At 64.4% G+C, this 16,912-nt stretch carries 16 protein-coding genes and 2 tRNA genes; all 18 read left to right on the forward strand.

Annotated elements, in window-relative coordinates:
* Positions 1-207: 207 nt before the first annotated feature.
* The 18 genes from tpiA (at position 208) to HMPREF3114_RS20345 (ending at position 16,804) form a co-directional block, all read left to right on the forward strand.
* The gene (tpiA, locus tag HMPREF3114_RS20260) at positions 208-963 is read left to right on the forward strand and encodes a triose-phosphate isomerase (protein ID WP_053501155.1); all 756 of its coding nucleotides are present in this window, start codon (positions 208-210) and stop codon (positions 961-963) included.
* Positions 964-994: 31 nt separating this feature from the next.
* Positions 995-1,432, forward strand: coding sequence for a preprotein translocase subunit SecG (gene secG / locus HMPREF3114_RS20265; protein ID WP_005417938.1), 438 nt, complete (start codon positions 995-997; stop codon positions 1,430-1,432).
* 51 nt (positions 1,433-1,483) lie between these two features.
* Positions 1,484-1,568: transfer RNA gene (locus tag HMPREF3114_RS20270), tRNA-Leu, on the forward strand.
* A 111-nt stretch (positions 1,569-1,679) separates the two neighbouring features.
* Positions 1,680-2,036 carry an NADH-quinone oxidoreductase subunit A gene (locus HMPREF3114_RS20275; RefSeq protein WP_005417937.1) on the forward strand — a complete coding sequence of 119 codons (357 nt, stop codon included), beginning with the start codon at positions 1,680-1,682 and terminating at the stop codon, positions 2,034-2,036.
* On the forward strand, positions 2,027-2,581 hold the full coding sequence (locus HMPREF3114_RS20280) for a NuoB/complex I 20 kDa subunit family protein (protein WP_005417936.1): 555 nt from the start codon (positions 2,027-2,029) through the stop codon (positions 2,579-2,581). Before HMPREF3114_RS20275 ends, HMPREF3114_RS20280 begins: the two co-directional genes overlap by 10 nt.
* Positions 2,582-2,614: 33 nt before the next feature.
* Entirely contained in the window at positions 2,615-3,364 is a 750-nt protein-coding gene (locus tag HMPREF3114_RS20285; protein ID WP_005410462.1) for an NADH-quinone oxidoreductase subunit C, read from the forward strand.
* Complete coding sequence (locus HMPREF3114_RS20290; RefSeq protein WP_005417935.1) at positions 3,361-4,668, forward strand: NADH-quinone oxidoreductase subunit D; 1,308 nt, start codon at positions 3,361-3,363, stop codon at positions 4,666-4,668. Before HMPREF3114_RS20285 ends, HMPREF3114_RS20290 begins: the two co-directional genes overlap by 4 nt.
* A gap of 97 nt (positions 4,669-4,765) precedes the next feature.
* Positions 4,766-5,293 carry an NADH-quinone oxidoreductase subunit NuoE gene (gene nuoE, locus HMPREF3114_RS20295; protein WP_005410460.1) on the forward strand — a complete coding sequence of 176 codons (528 nt, stop codon included), beginning with the start codon at positions 4,766-4,768 and terminating at the stop codon, positions 5,291-5,293.
* 4 nt (positions 5,294-5,297) lie between these two features.
* Positions 5,298-6,638, forward strand: a complete 1,341-nt coding sequence (gene nuoF / locus HMPREF3114_RS20300) for an NADH-quinone oxidoreductase subunit NuoF (protein ID WP_005417934.1) — start codon at positions 5,298-5,300, stop codon at positions 6,636-6,638.
* A complete protein-coding gene (gene nuoG, locus HMPREF3114_RS20305) occupies positions 6,635-8,869 on the forward strand; it encodes an NADH-quinone oxidoreductase subunit NuoG (RefSeq protein WP_053500857.1) in 2,235 nt (744 codons plus the stop codon). The genes nuoF and nuoG overlap by 4 nt, the downstream gene beginning before the upstream one ends.
* Positions 8,866-9,960, forward strand: a complete 1,095-nt coding sequence (nuoH, locus tag HMPREF3114_RS20310; RefSeq protein WP_021202065.1) for an NADH-quinone oxidoreductase subunit NuoH — start codon at positions 8,866-8,868, stop codon at positions 9,958-9,960. The genes nuoG and nuoH overlap by 4 nt, the downstream gene beginning before the upstream one ends.
* 3 nt (positions 9,961-9,963) lie before the next feature.
* Positions 9,964-10,452, forward strand: a complete 489-nt coding sequence (nuoI, locus tag HMPREF3114_RS20315) for an NADH-quinone oxidoreductase subunit NuoI (protein ID WP_005417924.1) — start codon at positions 9,964-9,966, stop codon at positions 10,450-10,452.
* A 9-nt stretch (positions 10,453-10,461) separates the two neighbouring features.
* Positions 10,462-11,118, forward strand: coding sequence for an NADH-quinone oxidoreductase subunit J (locus HMPREF3114_RS20320; protein ID WP_005417923.1), 657 nt, complete (start codon positions 10,462-10,464; stop codon positions 11,116-11,118).
* Positions 11,115-11,420, forward strand: coding sequence for an NADH-quinone oxidoreductase subunit NuoK (nuoK, locus tag HMPREF3114_RS20325; RefSeq protein WP_005417921.1), 306 nt, complete (start codon positions 11,115-11,117; stop codon positions 11,418-11,420). The genes HMPREF3114_RS20320 and nuoK overlap by 4 nt, the downstream gene beginning before the upstream one ends.
* Before the next feature lie 7 nt (positions 11,421-11,427).
* Complete coding sequence (nuoL, locus tag HMPREF3114_RS20330) at positions 11,428-13,593, forward strand: NADH-quinone oxidoreductase subunit L (RefSeq protein WP_053500855.1); 2,166 nt, start codon at positions 11,428-11,430, stop codon at positions 13,591-13,593.
* A gap of 23 nt (positions 13,594-13,616) precedes the next feature.
* Positions 13,617-15,125 (forward strand): NADH-quinone oxidoreductase subunit M, encoded by a 1,509-nt coding sequence (locus HMPREF3114_RS20335; RefSeq protein ID WP_005410452.1) that lies wholly within the window; start codon positions 13,617-13,619, stop codon positions 15,123-15,125.
* Between the two features lie 15 nt (positions 15,126-15,140).
* Entirely contained in the window at positions 15,141-16,601 is a 1,461-nt protein-coding gene (gene nuoN / locus HMPREF3114_RS20340) for an NADH-quinone oxidoreductase subunit NuoN (protein WP_005417915.1), read from the forward strand.
* A 126-nt stretch (positions 16,602-16,727) separates the two neighbouring features.
* Positions 16,728-16,804, forward strand: a tRNA-Met gene (locus HMPREF3114_RS20345).
* The last annotated feature ends 108 nt before the right edge of the window (positions 16,805-16,912 follow it).

Below are 16,912 nucleotides of genomic sequence, written 5' to 3' on the forward strand. Positions count from 1 at the left end.
TTACATGGACGTACTTGCAGCGCCCCCTGCGCAGTCCCACCCGCCCGGCCAAGCCGCAGATCCAACCGGGCTCTCCGCGACCAACCTAACCCCCGCCACGAGGGGCTGCGCCGTTGGCTGAAAATCCATGTAACCGCTTACACGGAAACGGATTTTTGCCGTAGCGGGTATCATGACCGGCTGACTTCACACAGGAGCCACCCGCTCATGCGCCGCAAGATCGTCGCCGGAAACTGGAAGCTGCATGGCAGCCGTCAATTCGCCAATGAACTGCTGGGGCAGGTGGCCGCCGGGCTGCCGCTGGAGGGCGTGGACGTGGTGATCCTGCCGCCGCTGCCCTACCTGGGGGAGCTGGTCGAGGACTTCGGCGAGACCGGCCTGGCCTTCGGCGCGCAGGACGTGAGCAGCAACGAGAAGGGCGCCTACACCGGCGAGGTCTGCGCGGCCATGCTGGTCGAGGTTGGGGCCCGCTATGGCCTGGTCGGCCATTCCGAGCGCCGCCAGTACCACCATGAGAGCAGCGAGCTGGTCGCGCGCAAGTTCGCCGCCGCCCAGCACGCCGGCCTGGTGCCGGTGCTGTGCGTGGGCGAGACCCTGGAACAGCGAGAGGCCGGGCAGACCGAAACGGTCATCGCCAGCCAGCTGGCGCCGGTACTGGAACTGGTCGGTGCGGCCGGTTTCGCCAACGCCGTGGTCGCCTACGAGCCGGTCTGGGCCATCGGCACCGGCCGTACCGCCAGCAAGGAGCAGGCGCAGCAGGTGCACGCGTTCATCCGTGGCGAAGTCGCGCGTATCGATGCTAGAATCGCCGATTCACTGCCCATTGTTTACGGCGGTAGCGTGAAGCCCGACAATGCCGGGGAACTGTTCGCGCAGCCGGATGTCGATGGTGGGCTGGTCGGCGGCGCCTCCCTGGTGGCCGCGGACTTCCTGGCCATCGCACGGGCGGCGGCCGCGAACTAATCCTAGAAGTATTGTCCGAGGGCGGTTTCCAATGCTGATGTTGATCCTCAATGTCGTCTACGTGCTGGTCGCTGTGGCCATGATCGCGCTGATCCTGATGCAGCGTGGCTCGGGTGCGGCGGCAGGTTCGGGCTTTGGTGCTGGTGCCTCGGGTACGGTGTTCGGTGCGCGTGGCGCCTCGAACTTCCTGTCCAAGTCGACCAAGTGGCTGGCTGTCGTGTTCTTTGGCATCAGCCTCTTCATGGCCTGGTATGCCGGTCACGGCACCCGTCCGGCAGCCGACCAGGATCTGGGTCTGATGTCCGCCCCGGCAGCGGCTGCTCCGGCGGCTCCGGCGGGCGAGCTGCCGGCCGTCCCGAAGGCCGATGCGGTCCCGGCAGCCCCGGTTCCGGCCGCGAATGTGCCGGCTCAGGCGGAATCTTCGGTTTCTGGTGAAGAAAAGCCTTCGGAAGGCTCCCAGAAAGACTGAAGCCGGTTACAATACGCGGCGCATCGGAAAGATAGTCTGATGTGATCGTTTGCCCAGGTGGCGGAATTGGTAGACGCACTACCTTGAGGTGGTAGCGACGCAAGTCGTAGGGGTTCGAGTCCCCTCTTGGGCACCATTTGTAAGTAAAGCGGGTTCGTCTGGCGCGCAAGGCGCCAGGCAGGTTCCCGTCCACTCCCCCATGCCAAAGCGCCTGCAGGCGCGGCGGCAGAGGCAAGAGAGAATCGCTGTGCTGGCCGAATATTTGCCGTCTCTGCTGTTTCTGATCGTTGCCACCGGTATCGGCGTTACGCTGATGCTGGTTGGTCGATTCCTCGGTCCCCGCCGCCCCGATCTGGAAAAGCTGTCACCGTATGAGTGCGGCTTCGAAGCCTTCGAAGACGCGCGCATGAAGTTCGACGTGCGCTACTACCTGATCGCGATCCAGTTCATCGTCTTCGACCTGGAAATCATCTTCATCGTGCCGTGGACCCAGGTCTTCATGGAACTGGGCGCCCGTTCGCTGGTCACCATGGGCCTGTTCGTCGGCATGCTGTTCCTCGGTTTCATTTACGTCTGGAAGAAGGGAGCGCTGGAATGGGAGTGATTCAGACTCTCGATGGCCTCATGAACAACCCGTCGCCGGAAGGCCGGGTTGATGACATCCTGCGGCCGGAAGGCGACAACCCGCTGCTGGAAAAGGGCTTCGTCACCACCAGCGTCGACGCACTGCTGAACTGGGCGCGCACCGGCTCGATGTGGCCGATGACCTTCGGCCTGGCCTGCTGTGCGGTCGAGATGATGCATGCCGGCGCCGCGCGCCTGGACCTGGACCGCTACGGCGTGGTGTTCCGCCCGTCGCCGCGTCAGTCCGACGTGATGATCGTGGCCGGCACCCTGGTCAACAAGATGGCCCCGGCGCTGCGCAAGGTCTACGACCAGATGCCGGACCCGAAGTGGGTCATCTCGATGGGTAGCTGCGCCAACGGTGGCGGCTACTACCACTACTCCTATTCTGTGGTGCGCGGCTGTGATCGCGTGGTGCCGGTGGACGTCTACGTCCCGGGCTGCCCGCCGACCGCCGAGGCGCTGGTGTACGGGATCCTGCAGCTGCAGAAGAAGATCTGGCGTACACAGACCATCGCCCGCTGACCCATTCACCTGACTAGAGCGCGCCAAGCCCCCATGGCAGAGCAAGCATCCTTCATCGACCGACTCTCCGCACGTTTCGCTGGTGCGAAAGTCATCGTGGTCGAACCCCGCGGCGAAGTGACGCTGGAAGTGCCTGCCGCCGAGTGGCACGCCACCGCCCTGGCGCTGCGTGACGAGTTTGGTTTCGAGCAGGCCGTGGATCTGTGCGGCGTCGACTACCTCGGTTATGGCTCCGACGAATGGGACACCGCTGACGTGTCCTCGCAGGGCTTCAGCCGAGGCGTCGAAGGCAAGGCCCAGGGCCGCTTCGCGTGGGGCGAGTTCCCCACCGAGGAAAACGGTGCCGACGGTGCCCGCCCGCAGCACATGCCGACCCAGCGCTTTGCGGTGGTCGCGCAGCTGCGTTCCTACCAGCACAACCTGATGATGCACCTGCGCTGCTTCGCCCCTGACGAAGCACTGCCGGTGGTGTCCTCGCTGACCGGCATCTGGCCGGGCCTGAACTGGTTCGAGCGCGAGGCGTTCGACCTGTACGGCGTGATCTTCGAAGGCCACCCGGACCTGCGCCGGATCCTGACCGACTACGGTTTCGTCGGCCATCCGTTCCGCAAGGACTTCCCGCTGATCGGCAATGTCGAAGTCCGCTACGACGAAGAAAAGAAGCGCGTGATCTACGAACCGGTCACCTCGGTGGAGCCGCGCGTCGGCGTGCCGCGCGTGATCCGCGACGACGCCCGTCTGCAGACCGCAGAAGGTGAGCGCGCGCAGGAGGCAGTGAAGTGAGCCACGTACACCAGGCCGGCGAAGCATTCGCCAGCAACGCCGCCGAGAGCCGGCAGGAAATCCGCAACTACACCATGAACTTCGGCCCGCAGCATCCGGCCGCTCACGGTGTGCTGCGCCTGATCCTGGAAATGGACGGTGAAACCATCATGCGCGCCGACCCGCACGTGGGTCTGCTGCACCGTGGTACCGAGAAGCTGGCCGAGTCCAAGCCGTTCAACCAGTCGATCGGCTACATGGATCGCCTGGATTACGTGTCGATGATGTGCAACGAGCACGCGTACGTGCGCGCGATCGAGACCCTGATGGGTATCGAGGCGCCGGAGCGTGCCCAGTACATCCGCACCATGTACGATGAAATCACCCGCATCCTCAATCACCTGATGTGGCTGGGCTCCAACGCGCTCGACCTGGGCGCGATGGCGGTGATGCTGTACGCCTTCCGCGAACGCGAAGAGCTGATGGACTGCTACGAAGCGGTTTCCGGTGCGCGCATGCACGCGGCGTACTACCGTCCGGGCGGTGTCTACCGCGACCTGCCGGACCACATGCCGAAGTACAAGGAATCGCGCTGGCACAAGGGCAAGGCGCTGAAGCAGCTCAATGCTTCGCGCGAAGGCTCGCTGCTGGACTTCCTGGAGAACTTCACCGTCGAGTTCCCCAAGCGCATCGACGAATACGAAACCCTGCTGACCGACAACCGTATCTGGAAGCAGCGTACCGTCGGCATCGGCGTGGTCACTCCCGAACTGGCCCACCAGTGGGGCATGACCGGCGTGATGCTGCGCGGCTCGGGCATTGCCTGGGACCTGCGCAAGAAGCGTCCGTACGCCAAGTACGATGCCGTCGATTTCGACATCCCGCTGGGCAAGGAAGGCGACTGCTACGACCGCTATCTGGTCCGCGTTGCCGAAATGCGCGAATCCAACCGCATCATCAAGCAGTGCGTGGCGTGGCTGAAGGCCAACCCGGGCCCGGTGATGGTGAAGAACTTCAAGGTCGCTCCGCCCAGGCGCGAGGACATGAAGGACGACATGGAAGCGTTGATCCACCACTTCAAGCTGTTCAGCGAAGGCTACTGCGTGCCGGCCGGCGAGACCTACTCGGCGGTGGAAGCCCCGAAGGGTGAATTCGGCTGCTACCTGGTCTCCGATGGCGCCAACAAGCCGTTCCGCGTGCACCTGCGTGCGCCGGGCTTCGCCCACCTGTCCTCGATCGATTCGGTCGTGCGCGGCCACATGCTGGCTGACGTGGTGGCGATGATCGGCACCTACGACCTGGTGTTCGGCGAGGTTGACCGGTAATGCCGTCCGCCACGCCAACGCCCGCTGCAGGCAGCCGGCGCAAGCCGGCGCCGCAGTTTCTGGAATTTCACGTTATGCATTTCGCTGAGGTCGGCCGATGAAGGCGACAGGTAATTTCGAGGCGGCGCGCGACGTCGACCCGATGGTGGTGCTGAGCGACAAGACCCGCGCTCACATCGATCACTGGCTGTCCAAGTTCCCGCCGGACCGCAAGCGCTCTGCCGTGCTGCAGGGCCTGCATGCGGCCCAGGAGCAGAACCAGGGCTGGCTGACCGACGAACTGATCGCCGGCGTGGCCAAGTACCTGGACCTGCCGCCGGTGTGGGCCTACGAGGTCGCCAGCTTCTACTCGATGTTCGAGACCGAGAAGGTGGGCCGCAACAACGTGGCCATCTGCACCAACATCAGCTGCTGGCTCAATGGCGCCGAGGACATCGTGCGCCATTGCGAGAAGAAGCTGGGCATCAAGCACGGTGAATCGACCCCTGACGGCCGCGTCTACCTCAAGCGCGAGGAAGAGTGCCTGGCCGGCTGCGGTGGCGCGCCGATGATGGTCATCAACGGTCACTACCATGAGCGTCTGACCCTGGAAAAGGTCGACGAGCTGCTGGACGGGCTGGAGTAAGGGCATGGCACATCACCACGAATCCAAGGGTCCGGTCGGCCCCGCGCCGCTGCCGCACCAGGTGGTCTATACCACCCTGCATTACGACACCCCGTGGTCGTACGAAAGCTACCTGAAGACCGGTGGCTACGCTGCCCTGCGCAAGATCCTCGAAGAGAAGATCCCGCCGGAGCAGGTCATCGAGATGGTCAAGGCCTCGGGCCTGCGCGGCCGCGGTGGCGCCGGCTTCCCGACCGGCCTGAAGTGGTCGTTCATGCCCAAGGGCAACATGCAGAAGTACATCCTCTGCAACTCGGACGAATCCGAGCCGGGCACCTGCAAGGATCGCGACATCCTGCGCTACAACCCGCATTCGGTCGTGGAAGGCATGGCGATCGCCTGCTACGCCACCGGTTCGACCGTGGGCTACAACTACCTGCGCGGTGAATTCCACCACGAGCCGTTCGAGCACTTCGAGCAGGCCCTGGCCGACGCCTATGCGAACGGCTGGCTGGGCAAGAACATCCTCGGCAGCGGCGTGGACATCGACATCTACGGCGCGCTGGGCGCCGGCGCGTACATCTGCGGCGAAGAAACCGCGCTGATGGAATCGCTGGAAGGCAAGAAGGGCCAGCCGCGCTACAAGCCGCCGTTCCCGGCCAACTTCGGCCTGTACGGCAAGCCGTCAACGATCAACAACACCGAAACCTATGGTTCGGTGCCGGCGATCATCCGCAACGGCCCGGAGTGGTTCAAGGGCCTGAGCCTGACCGCCAACGGCGGCCCGAAGTGCTTCTCGGTGTCCGGCTGCGTGCAGAACGGCGGCAACTTCGAAGTGCCGCTGGGCACCACCTTCGATGACCTGCTGGAGATGGCCGGTGGCCTGCGTCCGGGCCGCAAGCTCAAGGGCGCGATCCCGGGCGGCGTGTCGATGCCGGTGCTGACCGCAGCCGAACTGAAGGGCCTGCCGATGGACTACGACACCATCCGCGCACTGGGCTCCGGCCTGGGTTCGGGCGCGATCGTCGTGCTCGACGACAGCGTCTGCTGCGTCAAGTTCGCCTGCCGCATCAGCCAGTTCTTCCACAAGGAATCCTGCGGCCAGTGCACCCCCTGCCGTGAAGGCACCGGCTGGATGCACCGCGTGCTGGAGCGCATCGTCGCCGGCAAGGCCACGATGGAAGACCTGCACCAGCTGAAGGCAGTGGCCGGCCAGATCGAAGGCCACACCATCTGTGCGTTCGGCGAAGCGGCTGCATGGCCCATCCAGGGCTTCCTGCGCCAGTTCTGGGACGAGTTCGAGTACTACATCGTCAACGGTCATTCGATGGTTGACGGCAAGAAGGTGGAGGCAGCCGCTGCATGAGCGCGCAACCCGTAAATCCGAGCGTCCCACCCGATCACGTCACCATCGAGATCGATGGCAAGTCGCTGGTCGTGCCCAAGGGCTCGATGATCATCCAGGCCGCCGACAAGGCCGGCATCTCCATTCCGCGCTTCTGCTATCACGAGAAGCTGCCGATCGCCGCCAACTGCCGCATGTGCCTGGTGGACGTGGAGAAGTCGCCGAAGCCGGCGCCGGCCTGTGCCACCCCGGTGATGGATGGCATGAAGGTCGCCACCCGCAGCGAGAAGGCACTGAAGTTCCAGCGCTCGGTGATGGAGTTCCTGCTCATCAACCACCCGCTGGACTGCCCGATCTGCGATCAGGGCGGCGAGTGCGAGCTGCAGGACGTGTCGCTGGGCTATGGCCGTTCGGTCAGCCGCTTCAACGAGCGCAAGCGCGTGGTGCCTGACGAGGACATGGGTCCGCTGGTCGCCACCGAGATGACCCGCTGCATCCAGTGCACCCGCTGCGTCCGCTTCACCGCCGACGTTGCCGGTACCTACGAACTGGGTGGCATGTACCGCGGTGAGAACCTGCAGATCGGTACCTTCGACGGCAAGCCGCTGACCACCGAGCTGTCCGGCAACGTCGTTGACGTCTGCCCGGTCGGCGCGCTGACCAACAAGGTGTTCCAGTTCCGCGCCCGCCCGTGGGAACTGACCGCGCGCGAGTCGCTGGGCTACCACGATGCGATGGGTTCGAACCTGTTCCTGCACGTGCGTCGCGGCGAAGTGCTGCGCACCGTGCCGCGCGACAACGAAGCCGTGAACGAGTGCTGGCTGTCCGACCGTGACCGCTACTCGCACCAGGGCCTGTACAGCGAAGACCGTGCGGTCAAGCCGCTGCGCAAGGTCAACGGCGAGTGGAAGGAAGTGAGCTGGGCCGAGGGCCTGGCCGCGGCCGCCGAAATCCTCAAGGCCAACCAGGGCGACAACCTGGGCGTGCTGGTGCACCCGTCGACCTCGAACGAGGAAGGCGCACTGCTGGCCCGCCTGGCCAAGGGCCTGGGCTCGGGCAACATCGACCACCGCATCAACAACCGCGATTTCTCCGACGCCGCAACCGCCGAAGTATTCGGCCTGCCGCTGGCCGAGATCGAGGGCGCCGACCGCATCGTGGTCCTGGGCAGCAACATCCGCCACGAACTGCCGCTGCTGCACGCTCGCCTGCGCAAGGCGCAGACCACCAAGGGCGCGAAGATCCACGTCGTCAATCCGGTGGACTTCGACTTCGCCTTCAGTGTCGCCGGCAAGCAGATCGTTGCCCCGTCGAAGTTCGTCGACGCGCTGGCCAACGCCGAGCTGCGTTCGGCAGTGCAGGGCGGCAACAACACCGTGCTGATCGTTGGTGGCATCGCCGAGAACCACCCGCAGGCTGCCGCGATCCGCGCTGCCGCGCGTGACTTCGCTGCCGCTACCGGTGCCAAGCTGTGCCGCATCCCGCAGGGCGCCAACGCCGTTGGCCTGACCCGCGCCGGCGTGCTGCCGGCTGGCAAGGACGTCGCCGCGATGCTGGCGCAGCCGCGCCAGGCCTACGTGGTGTACGGCCTTGAGCCGGGCCTGGACTTCGCCGACGCCCCGGCCGCCCGCAAGGCGCTGGCCGGTGCCCAGGTGGTGGCCTTCAGCCAGTTCGCCTGCGCCTCGACCCGCGACGTTGCCGACGTGATCCTGCCGATCGGTGCGCTGCCGGAAATCGATGCCACCCTGACCAACCTCGATGGTCGCGAGCAGTCGGCCCGTGCCGGCGGCAAGCTGCCGGGCGAGGCCCGCGAAGGCTGGCGCGTGCTGCGCGCACTGGGCGGCGACATGGCCCTGGCCGGTTTCGACTTCACCGACCTGGCCGGCCTGCGTGCCAGCCTGGCCCCGGTGTCGGTCACCGTCGCTGCTTCGGCGCAGCCGGCAGTTGCCGGTGAAGGCCTGGAAGTGGCTTCGACCGCCGCGATCTACCGCACCGATGCGGTGGTCCGTCGCGCGCCGGCACTGCAGTCGCATCCGCTCAACAACGCCCCGCGTATCGTGCTGAACGCAGAAGATGCCGCTCGCCTGCAGCTGCAGGAAGGGCAGATGGCCAAGGTCGGCACCGACGCCGGCAAGGCCACCCTGCCGGTGGTGGTCGACGCCCGCGTCGCTGCGGGTTCGGTCTGGATTGAATCGGGCCACGGCGCGACCGCGCCGCTGGGTGCCGCTCGCGTATCGGTGGTGGCTGCATGAACGAATTGCTGTTGAACGCGGTCGACCCGCTGCACCAGTGGCTGCTGGGCCTCGGTGACATCGGCGCGCTGATCTGGATCATCCTGAAGATCCTGGTGATCGCCGTGCCGGTGATCATCTCGGTGGCCTTCTACGTGGTCTGGGAACGCAAGCTGATCGGCTGGATGCACGTCCGTCATGGCCCGATGTACGTGGGCATGGGCATCTTCCAGGCCTTCGCCGACGTCTTCAAGCTGCTGTTCAAGGAAGTGGTCCAGCCGAGCAGTGCCAACAAGGCGATCTATCTGCTGGCCCCGCTGATCACCCTGGCCCCGGCCTTCGCGGCCTGGTCGGTGGTGCCCTTCGATTCGCAGATCGTGCTGTCCAATGCCAACGCCGGCCTGCTGTACCTGCTGGCGATGACCTCGCTGGGCATCTACGGCATCATCCTGGCCGGCTGGGCATCCAACTCGAAGTATGCGTTCCTGGGTGCGATGCGTGCCTCGGCGCAGATGATCAGCTACGAAATCGCCATGGGCTTCGCCCTGGTCGGCGTGATGATCGCCTCGGGCAGCCTGAACCTGAGCAACATCGTGATGGCGCAGGCCGGCAGTTCCGGCTTCTTCGACTGGTTCCTGCTGCCGCTGTTCCCGCTGTTCGTCATCTACTGGGTGTCGGGCGTGGCTGAAACCAACCGTGCGCCGTTCGACGTGGTGGAAGGCGAGTCGGAAATCGTTGCCGGCCACATGGTCGAGTACTCCGGCGGCGCCTTCGCCCTGTTCTTCCTGGCCGAATACGCGAACATGATCCTGATCAGCTTCCTGATCTCGATCTTCTTCCTCGGCGGCTGGCTGAGCCCGGTCCAGGGCTGGGTCGATTTCGGCAATGTCTCGCCGCTGGTCGACTGGATCTGGAAGGGCGGTGCACCGTGGTTGTTCGTCAAGGTGTTCTTCTTCGCCAGTGCCTACATCTGGTTCCGTGCCAGCTTCCCGCGCTTCCGCTATGACCAGATCATGCGCCTGGGCTGGAAGGTCTTCATCCCGCTGGCCATTCTGTGGATCGCGGTTACCGCCGTCATGGTGTTCTTCGGCGTGATTCAAAAGGGCGTCTAAGTGATGAACAGGATTACCCATTACTTCAAGAGCCTGCTGCTGCTCGAACTGCTGGCCGGCCTCTGGCTGACGCTGAAGTACAGCTTCAAGCCGAAGTACACGATGATGTACCCGATGGAGAAGTTCCCGCAGTCGCCGCGCTTCCGTGGCCTGCACGCCCTGCGCCGTTATCCCAACGGCGAAGAGCGCTGCATTGCCTGCAAGCTGTGTGAAGCGGTGTGCCCGGCCCTGGCCATCACCATCGACTCGGCCAAGCGCGAGGACGGCACCCGCCGCACCACCCGCTACGACATCGACCTGTTCAAGTGCATCTTCTGCGGCTTCTGCGAAGAAAGCTGCCCGGTGGACTCGATCGTCGAAACCCACATCCTCGAGTACCACTTCGAGAACCGTGGCGAAAACATCGTTACCAAGCCGCAGCTGCTGGCCCTTGGCGACCGTCTCGAGTCCGAGATCGCCGAGCGTCGTGCCGCCGATGCCGCTTACCGCTGAGGTCGAGAGATGGATTGGGTAAATATCGCTTTCTGGGTGTTCGCCATCGCGGCAACGGTTTCGGCCGGTGCGGTGATCAGCGTGCGCAACCCGGTTCACGCCGTGCTCTGCCTGGTGCTGACCTTCTTCTCCATTGCCTGCGTGTGGCTGCTGGTAGGGGCCGAGTTCCTCGGCGTGGCCCTGGTGCTGGTCTACGTCGGCGCGGTGATGGTGCTGTTCCTGTTCGTGGTGATGATGCTGGACATCGACCCCACCAAGCTGCGTGAGGGCTGGGTGCGCTACCTGCCGGTCGGCCTCATCGTCGCGGTGGCGATGCTGGCGCAGATGCTGATCCTGATCGGCGTCAAGGCACGCTCGGTTACGCCGTTCCCGGCCGACAACGCCGCTGCGGTCGCCGCCGACAGTTCCAACATCACCTGGCTGGCACGCACGCTGTTCACCGAGTACCTGCTGCCGTTCGAGTTCGCCGCCGTCATCCTGACCGTGGCCGTGGTTGCCGCCGTCATGCTGACCCTGCGCCGTCGTACCGGCGTCAAGAGCCAGAACCCGGGCGAGCAGACCATGGTCAAGGCCGGCCAGCGCCTGCGCATGGTCAAGATGGGTGCCGAAGCACCGGTCGTGCACAGCAACAGCAAGCCGGCCACCGGCGAGGAGACCCAGCCGTGATTACCCTTGGCCACATCCTTGCGCTTGGCGCGGTGCTGTTCGCCATCAGCCTGGCCGGCATCTTCCTCAACCGGAAGAACGTCATCGTCCTGCTGATGTCGATCGAACTGATGCTGCTGTCGGTGAACATCAACTTCGTCGGCTTCTCGCGCCAGCTGGGCGACCCGTCCGGCCAGCTGTTCGTGTTCTTCATCCTGACCGTCGCCGCCGCGGAAGCCGCCATCGGCCTGGCGATCCTGGTGACCCTGTTCCGTACCCGCCGCACGATCAATGTCGGCGAAGTCGATTCGTTGAAGGGCTGATCCACAGATGGAAATCACTCTCTCCAAGAGTCTGTTGATCGCAGTGGTGCTTGCGCCGCTGTTCGGCAGCATCATCGCCGGCCTGTTCGGTCGCCAGGTCAAGCGCTTCGGCGCGCAGACCATCACCATCCTCGGCGTCGCGGTGGCCTGCGGCCTGTCGATGTACACGCTCTACCAGCTGCTGTGGGGCGGCGCACAGCCGTTCAACCAGAACATCTACACGTTCTTCGAAGTCGGCCAGTACTCGGCCCACGTCGGCTTCATGGTCGACAAGCTGACCGCGATGATGATGGTGGTGGTGACCTTCGTGTCGCTGCTGGTCCACATCTACACGATCGGCTACATGCAGGACGATCCGGGCTACCAGCGGTTCTTCAGCTACATCTCGCTGTTCACCTTCTCGATGCTCACCCTGGTGATGAGCAACAACTTCCTGCAGCTGTTCTTCGGCTGGGAAGCGGTGGGCCTGGTGTCGTACCTGCTGATCGGCTTCTGGTTCAAGCGCCCGACCGCGATCTTCGCCAACATGAAGGCGTTCCTGGTCAACCGCGTCGGCGACTTCGGCTTCCTGCTCGGCATCGCCGGCGTGCTGTGGGTGTTCGGCACCCTGGACTACTCGCAGGTGTTCTCGCAGGCCGGCATGCTGGCTGATCCGCGCGCCCAGCTGCAGATCTGGGACGGCACGATCCTGGGCATGCAGCTGCTCAACGAGCCGGTGATCTGGTCGATCGCTACCGTCATCTGCATCTGCCTGTTCATTGGTGCCATGGGCAAGTCGGCCCAGGTCCCGCTGCACGTGTGGCTGCCCGACTCGATGGAAGGCCCGACCCCGATCTCGGCACTGATCCACGCCGCGACGATGGTGACCGCCGGTATCTTCATGGTCACCCGCATGTCGCCGCTGTTCGAGCTGTCGCAGACCGCGCTGAACTTCGTGCTGTTCATCGGTGCCACCACCGCGTTCTTCACCGGCCTGATCGGTATCGTGCAGAACGACATCAAGCGCGTCGTCGCGTACTCCACGCTGTCGCAGCTGGGCTACATGACGGTTGCACTGGGCGTGTCGGCCTACTCGGCAGCCGTGTTCCACCTGATGACCCACGCCTTCTTCAAGGCGCTGCTGTTCCTGGGTGCCGGCTCGGTCATCATTGCCATGCACCACGAGCAGGACATGCGCAAGATGGGTGGCCTGCGCAAGTACATGCCGATCACCTTCATCACCATGTGGATCGGTACGCTGGCACTGGTGGGTACGCCGTTCTTCTCCGGCTTCTACTCGAAGGACACCATCATCGAGGCCGCCGAGCTGCACGCGCACCTGTCCGACAACTGGGTGGCCACCTACGGCTACTGGGCAGTGCTGGGTGGCGTGATCGTCACCAGCTTCTACAGCTTCCGCCTGCTGTTCCTGACCTTCCACGGCAAGGAGCGTTTCCGCGACGTGCATCATGACGATCATGGTCACGGCCATGACGCTCACCACGCCGCCGACGCCCACCACGGCGATGCGCATCACGATGACCACGGCCATGGCCACGGTCCGCATGAGCCGCACGAAACCCCGTGGGTGGTGACCTTGCCGCTGATCCTGCTGGCCATCCCGTCGATCGCCATCGGTTTCTTCAGCATCGGTCCGATGCTGTACGGCACCGACTGGGCCGGCCATCATGCCCACGATGCCATCAAGGGCCAGGCGCATACGTTCTTCACCGGAATCGTCGACTTCTACGATCCGGCCAAGAACACCATCGGCTTCCTGGGTGAGGAGTTCCACGGCCCGGTCGCCTTCGCGCTGCACGGCATGATGGCTCCGGCGTTCATGCTGACCGTTGCGGGCTTCCTGCTGGCCGCACTGTTCTACCTGTGGAAGCCGGACCTGTCGGGCAAGGCGCGCAAGACCTTCGCTCCGCTGGTGTCGGTGCTGGAAAACAAGTACGGCTTCGACAAGCTGTGGATCGATGGCTTTGCCGGTGGCAGCGTCAAGCTGGGCAAGGTCTCGCGCTGGATCGACAGCAACATCGTCGACGGCGTGGTCAATCTCTCGGCACGTGTTGTGGACGTTGCAGCCGGCGTGCTGCGTCGTACCCAATCCGGTTTCCTCTATCACTACGCCTTCGCGATGATCATCGGCCTGATTGCCCTGCTGGGCGTGCTGATGCATTACCTGCGTTGATGACCTGTACGGAATAAGAAGACGTGTCGAACTGGCCTCTACTCAGTGTCCTCATCTGGCTGCCGATCATCGGTGGCGCCCTGATCCTTGCGATCCGTGATGCGCAGACCGCCCGCTGGGCGTCGCTGGGCGTAGCGGTGCTGACGTTCGTGGCGAGCCTCTCGCTGCTGAGCGGCTACAACGCGGGCATCGACGGTCTGCAGTTCGTCGAGACCCATGCCTGGATCCCGGCGTACAAGATCGGCTACAACCTGGGCGTGGACGGCATTGCCGTGGCGCTGATCCTGCTGACTACCCTGGTCAGCGTGCTTGCCCTGATCGGCGCCTGGAGCGCCATCGACAAGCGCGTGAACCAGTACGTGGCGGCTTTCCTGATCCTGGAAGGCGTCACGGTCGGTATCTTCGCGGCGACGGACGCGATGCTGTTCTACGTGTTCTTCGAGGCGATGCTGATCCCGATGTTCCTGATCATCGGTGTCTGGGGCGGCCCGCGTCGCATCTACGCTGCGCTGAAGTTCTTCCTGTACACCTTCCTCGGCTCGGTGCTGATGCTGGTGGCACTGATCTACCTGTACATGAAGGGCGGCAGCTTCCAGCTGGCCGACCTGTATGCACTGCCACTGTCGGCCAAGGAACAGACCTGGATCTTCTTCGCGTTCCTGATCGCCTTCGCGGTCAAGGTGCCGATGTTCCCGGTCCATACCTGGCTGCCGGACGCCCACGTGGAAGCGCCGACCGCCGGTTCGGTGATCCTGGCCGCCATCGCCCTGAAGATCGGTGGCTATGGCTTCCTGCGCTTCAACCTGCCGATCGTCCCGGACGCGTCGCAGGAATGGGCCTGGCTGGTGATTGCGCTGTCGTTGATCGCAGTGATCTACGTTGGCCTGGTCGCCCTGGTGCAGGACGACATGAAGAAGCTGATCGCCTATTCGTCGATCGCGCACATGGGTTTCGTCACCCTGGGCACCTTCATTGCCCTGTGGCTGGTCCGTGAAGCCGGCAACGCCGATGCCGCCCGCCTGGGCCTGCAGGGCGCCATGGTGCAGATGATCTCGCACGGCTTCGTCTCCGGCGCGATGTTCTCCTGTGTCGGCGTGCTGTACGACCGCATGCACAGCCGCCGCATCGCCGATTACGGCGGCGTGGTCAACGTGATGCCGTGGTTCGCCACCTTCGCCATGCTGTTCTTCATGGCCAACGCGGGCCTGCCCGGTACCAGCGGTTTCGTCGGCGAGTTCATGGTCATCCTGTCGGCCTTCCAGCGCAATCCGTGGATCGCGCTGGGCGCGGCCACCACCCTGATCATCGGCGCCGCCTACACCCTGTGGCTGTACAAGCGCATCTTCTTCGGTGAAGTGGCCAACAGCCATGTTGCCGAACTGAAGGACATCAACGGCCGCGAATGGCTGGTGCTGGGCGTGTTCGCCATCGGCGTGCTGGCCCTGGGCATCTATCCCAAGCCGCTGACCGACCTGATGGAGCCCTCGATCGCGAAGCTGGCGATGCAGATCGCATCCAGCAAGCTGCTGTAATTCCAGGATTTGATGATGACCACCTCGCCGCTGCTGCCATTGACCGCCGCTGACCTGCCACCGCTCGCTCCCGAGCTGGTGCTGATCGGCAGCGCCTTCGCCCTGATGATCCTCGACCTGTTCGTCAGCAACCGGAACAAGATCGTCACCCACCTGTTCTCGCTCGCTGCGCTGGCCGTGGTGCTGTTCATGCTGGCCACCGGCGTGGGCGGGCAGGGCGAGGTCTTCCATGGCATGTTCGTGCGCGATACCGCCGCGGACGTGATGAAGACCGGGATCGTGCTGCTCAGCGGCCTGACCCTGGTCTACGGCTGGCGTTACCTGCGTGAGCGCAACCTGTTCCAGGGCGAGATCCCGGTGCTGATCCTGTTCGGCACCGCCGGCATGATGATCCTGGTGTCGGCCGGCAGCCTGCTGATGGTCTACCTGGGCCTGGAACTGCTGGCGCTGTGCTCCTACGCCCTGGTCGCCAGCAACCGCGAGAACGGCCTGGCCTCGGAAGCGGCGATGAAGTACATCGTGCTCGGCTCGCTGGCCTCTGGCCTGCTGCTGTACGGCATGTCGCTGATCTACGGCGCTACCGGCAGCCTGCACCTGGACGTCATCCGTGACGCCATCCCGCACTCGGAAGAGCGCGTGCTGCTGATCACCGGTGCGGTGTTCATGATCGCCGGCGTCGCCTTCAAGCTGGGTGCCGCACCGTTCCACATGTGGCTGCCGGACGTGTACCAGGGTGCCCCGGCACCGATCGCACTGTTCATCAGCTCGGCGCCGAAGCTGGCCGCCTTCGGCATGGCCTACCGCCTGCTGGAAATGGGCGTGGGTCCGCTGTCGACCGAACTGCAGCTGCTGATCGCCGGCCTGGCCGCAGTCTCGCTGGTCATCGGCAACCTGATGGCCATCGCGCAGAGCAATCTCAAGCGCATGCTGGCGTTCTCCACCGTCTCGCACATCGGCTTCCTGCTGATGGGCATCGCCGGTGGTGGCGCACAGGGCTATGCCGCTGCGCTGTTCTACGCACTGGCCTACGCCATCATGTCGACCGCCGCCTTCGGCGCGATCATCGCGCTGTCGCGTGCCGGTTTTGAAGCCGAGAACATCGAGGACTTCAAGGGCCTCAATGCCCGCAACCCGTGGATGGCCGGCCTGGTGCTGTGCATCATGGCGTCGCTGGCCGGCATCCCGCCGTTCCTGGGCTTCTGGACCAAGCTGGCCGTGCTGGGCGCGGCCGTCAACGGCGGCCTGCTGTGGCTGGCCATCCTGGGCGTGCTGTGCGCCGTGGTCGGCTGCTTCTACTACCTGCGCGTCATCAAGGTCATGTACTTCGATGAGCCGGTGGGCGAGGCCATGCCGCGCAACAACGACCGCGTGCTGGGTGTGGTGCTGGGTGTCAATGCCCTGGCGCTGCTGGCCTTGGGCCTGGCCTGGAACCCGATCATGGTCTGGTGCCAGCAGGCATTTGCGCATCTTGCATAAAAGTTGACACAAAGCTGCGCGATTCGTGTAATATGCGCAGCCTGAGTTGTCACTGCAGCGGTTCAGCCAGAACATCGTTGCGGTAGCCCCCTCGAAAGAGCAGGGCAGCAGTTCAAACACTTCCGGTGCGGGGTGGAGCAGTCTGGCAGCTCGTCGGGCTCATAACCCGAAGGTCGCAGGTTCAAATCCTGCCCCCGCTACCAAGTAAGGAGATCGCCTTCGAAGTGCTGCTTCGAGGGCGTTTTTCTTTGGGGTCTGCGTCGTTTCTGCGTGATCGGGGTCAGATCCCTTTTCCCGTGGAAAAGGGATCT

Source organism: Stenotrophomonas sp. HMSC10F07 (assembly GCF_001807895.1).
GTDB classification, from domain to species: Bacteria; Pseudomonadota; Gammaproteobacteria; order Xanthomonadales; family Xanthomonadaceae; genus Stenotrophomonas; species Stenotrophomonas sepilia.

Coding starts and splice junctions, on each gene's coding strand:
- tpiA (WP_053501155.1), top strand. CDS start 208: ATGCGCCGCAAGATCGTCGCCGGAAACTGGAAGCTGCATGGCAGCCGT.
- secG (WP_005417938.1), top strand. CDS start 995: ATGCTGATGTTGATCCTCAATGTCGTCTACGTGCTGGTCGCTGTGGCC.
- HMPREF3114_RS20280 (WP_005417936.1), top strand. CDS start 2,027: ATGGGAGTGATTCAGACTCTCGATGGCCTCATGAACAACCCGTCGCCG.
- HMPREF3114_RS20285 (WP_005410462.1), top strand. CDS start 2,615: ATGGCAGAGCAAGCATCCTTCATCGACCGACTCTCCGCACGTTTCGCT.
- nuoE (WP_005410460.1), top strand. CDS start 4,766: ATGAAGGCGACAGGTAATTTCGAGGCGGCGCGCGACGTCGACCCGATG.
- nuoF (WP_005417934.1), top strand. CDS start 5,298: ATGGCACATCACCACGAATCCAAGGGTCCGGTCGGCCCCGCGCCGCTG.
- nuoG (WP_053500857.1), top strand. CDS start 6,635: ATGAGCGCGCAACCCGTAAATCCGAGCGTCCCACCCGATCACGTCACC.
- nuoH (WP_021202065.1), top strand. CDS start 8,866: ATGAACGAATTGCTGTTGAACGCGGTCGACCCGCTGCACCAGTGGCTG.
- nuoI (WP_005417924.1), top strand. CDS start 9,964: ATGAACAGGATTACCCATTACTTCAAGAGCCTGCTGCTGCTCGAACTG.
- HMPREF3114_RS20320 (WP_005417923.1), top strand. CDS start 10,462: ATGGATTGGGTAAATATCGCTTTCTGGGTGTTCGCCATCGCGGCAACG.
- nuoL (WP_053500855.1), top strand. CDS start 11,428: ATGGAAATCACTCTCTCCAAGAGTCTGTTGATCGCAGTGGTGCTTGCG.
- nuoN (WP_005417915.1), top strand. CDS start 15,141: ATGACCACCTCGCCGCTGCTGCCATTGACCGCCGCTGACCTGCCACCG.